This window comes from Flavitalea sp. (genome assembly GCF_035489435.1).
In the GTDB taxonomy this organism is placed as follows: domain Bacteria; phylum Bacteroidota; class Bacteroidia; order Chitinophagales; family Chitinophagaceae; genus DATHKG01.
In genome coordinates this window covers 1-2,254 of the sequence record NZ_DATHKG010000126.1, presented here as the reverse complement: position 1 = coordinate 2,254, position 2,254 = coordinate 1, and the positions used below count along the sequence as shown (strand labels likewise).

Here is a 2,254-nt window from a genome sequence, read left to right as displayed (position 1 = left end):
TCAGCCAGATTTTCGCTTGCGATTACCGGCAACATTTCATTAATGATCAGATTGATATATCCTTCATGGTCATCCTTAAATGCTGCAGGATAAGTATGAGCCCCCAAAAATGTAGAACGGATGATCATCGGACTTTCATTCTTTAACCTTTGAATCACACGTAACATTTTGAGTTCGGCATCCACAGTTAATCCGTAACCGCTTTTAATTTCAACAGCTCCTGTACCCTGAAGAGCGATCTCCTTTAACCTGGAAGAAGCAGACGCAAACAAGATATCTTCCGGTGTTTCGCTAAGGATCCTGGCGGAGTTTAATATACCTCCGCCTTTGGCTGCAATTTCAGCATATGTTAGCCCCTGGATCTTTTCAACGAATTCATTTTCACGGCTACCGGCAAAAACCAGATGTGTATGGCTATCGCACCAGGCCGGCAAAATATATTGACCGCTGACATTTACCACACCTGCTTCAAATGAATCGATTTTTGTGGGACAGTCGTCCATAGGGCCATATTCAATTATTTTATCATCTTCAATTAACAAATAGGCATTGTCGATGCAAGGCAAAATTGCTAAGTTATCCCGCCGAAGCAGTTGATTGCCTGTTCTGCAATTAACAAGCTTTTTAATATTTGTAAATATTGTCTTAGCCATTGATCGGTTTTTATTTCAGCTTTTGGAGCACCAGCATCTCCTGTTCGTAATCATACTGCAAATCTTCATGAAGTGCGCCAATAAGTTTTTCTAATTTTTTTTGCTGACTCGTATAAATATTTGCAAGAACAACGCTTTTGTTTAATGGGATACCTGCGTTCTTAATTTGCCTGCAAAAAAATATCAGCAACTCAATTTCGGCTGTTTTGCCTGATATGTATCTGATATGTTTGTTTGTGAAACGCAGGATTTTCCGTAACATTTTTTTTGTATAGTAAACATTCGATTGATTAATCTCAGCGAACATCTGTTCCATTTCATTTTTAACAGAGAGAATATATCCTGCTTCATCGCCGGCTTCAAACAAAAGATAGGTTAATAGTTCTTTGTTTTCCTTTTTGAATTTTGCCAGCCTCAGGCAGATTCCGCTAAGTTTAGCTGGTGTAAGGTGCAGTAGTTCATGCTTTATATCCTGGACAGTTGCCGCTTTCATTTAACTATTTTAATTCTGATAGGTATAACACAGATTATTATTGGTTTTACAATAATTTACGGGAAGTTATTGAAAAGATAATGTCCGCAAGATTTTGGTCGTTTAACTGAAAATATTTTGTCGTTTACGGTAAAGCTTTTATCACAAATGGTAATAAGCAGGCATATGGCATAGTTTTTATGTTGAGAAACACAAATAATTCACCGAATGGAAGTTCCGGACTTTGCAGACCCCTCGATTTGGATCAGTTTACTTACATTGACCTTTCTGGAAATTGTATTGGGTGTTGACAATATTATTTTTATTTCCATCATTTCCGACAAACTTGAGCCGGGCCAGCAAAAACGCGCAAGAACGATGGGTTTGTTGTTGGCTATGGCTTTTCGCATACTACTACTCCTGGCGATAACCTGGATCATGCGGTTGACCGAACCTTTATTTACTATTCCATTTATAAAAGCTGAAGGAAAACCGATCGGAATATCCTGGAAAGATCTCATTCTTATGGCAGGTGGAATATTCCTGATAGCAAAAAGTACACTAGAAATACATCATAAACTGGAAAAACCTGTTGGGGCAGACCCGGGTTCCAAACCGGTATATACAAAGTTTGCAAGTGTTGTCGTGCAGATTGTACTTATAGATGCAGTATTCTCATTTGATTCTATTCTCACCGCGATCGGGCTTGTTGATGAAGTTTTCATCATGATCATTGCAGTGGTGATTTCAATTGGAATAATGATTGCGTTCAGTGGAGCGATCAGTCGGTTCATCAACAAAAATCCGACTTTACAAATGCTTGCCCTTTCATTTTTGATTGCAATCGGGATAATGCTGGTAGCAGAGGGTTTTCACCAGGAGATCAGTAAGAGTTACATCTATACAATGATTGCATTCTCACTGTTGGTGGAATTACTCAACATGCGATTGCGCAAGAAGACTGAAAAAGTAAAACTCAAAAATACCAGGGAGTAATTGACCGCGTTCCTTTTTAATTTTTCTTTTGTTACAGACCAAGTGAAAATTTCTCAGCCGTTTTTTTTGCTTCAGAATAGCCTGCGTCAGCATGTCGGATCACGCCTATGCCTGGGTCATTTCGCAGCACCCT

4 protein-coding genes are annotated in these 2,254 nt (G+C 39.0%); 1 reads left to right on the top strand and 3 read right to left on the bottom strand.

From position 1 onward, the window contains the following. Nucleotides 1–653 (bottom strand): amidohydrolase family protein (locus VK664_RS20185; RefSeq protein WP_461400507.1); only part of this gene is annotated, 653 nt, incomplete at its 3' end. A gap of 10 nt (nt 654–663) precedes the next feature. Next, complete coding sequence (locus VK664_RS20180) at nt 664–1,146, bottom strand: hypothetical protein (protein WP_461400506.1); 483 nt, start codon at nt 1,144–1,146, stop codon at nt 664–666. 207 nt (nt 1,147–1,353) lie between these two features. Here VK664_RS20180 and VK664_RS20175 point away from each other — a divergent pair, with 207 nt between their 5' ends. Continuing rightward, nucleotides 1,354–2,121, top strand: coding sequence for a TerC family protein (locus VK664_RS20175; protein ID WP_461400505.1), 768 nt, complete (start codon nt 1,354–1,356; stop codon nt 2,119–2,121). A gap of 31 nt (nt 2,122–2,152) precedes the next feature. Here VK664_RS20175 and VK664_RS20170 read toward each other — a convergent pair whose 3' ends face one another. Further along, nucleotides 2,153–2,251 (bottom strand): hypothetical protein, encoded by a 99-nt coding sequence (locus VK664_RS20170; RefSeq protein WP_461400508.1) that lies wholly within the window; start codon nt 2,249–2,251, stop codon nt 2,153–2,155. Between the last annotated feature and the right edge of the window lie 3 nt (nt 2,252–2,254).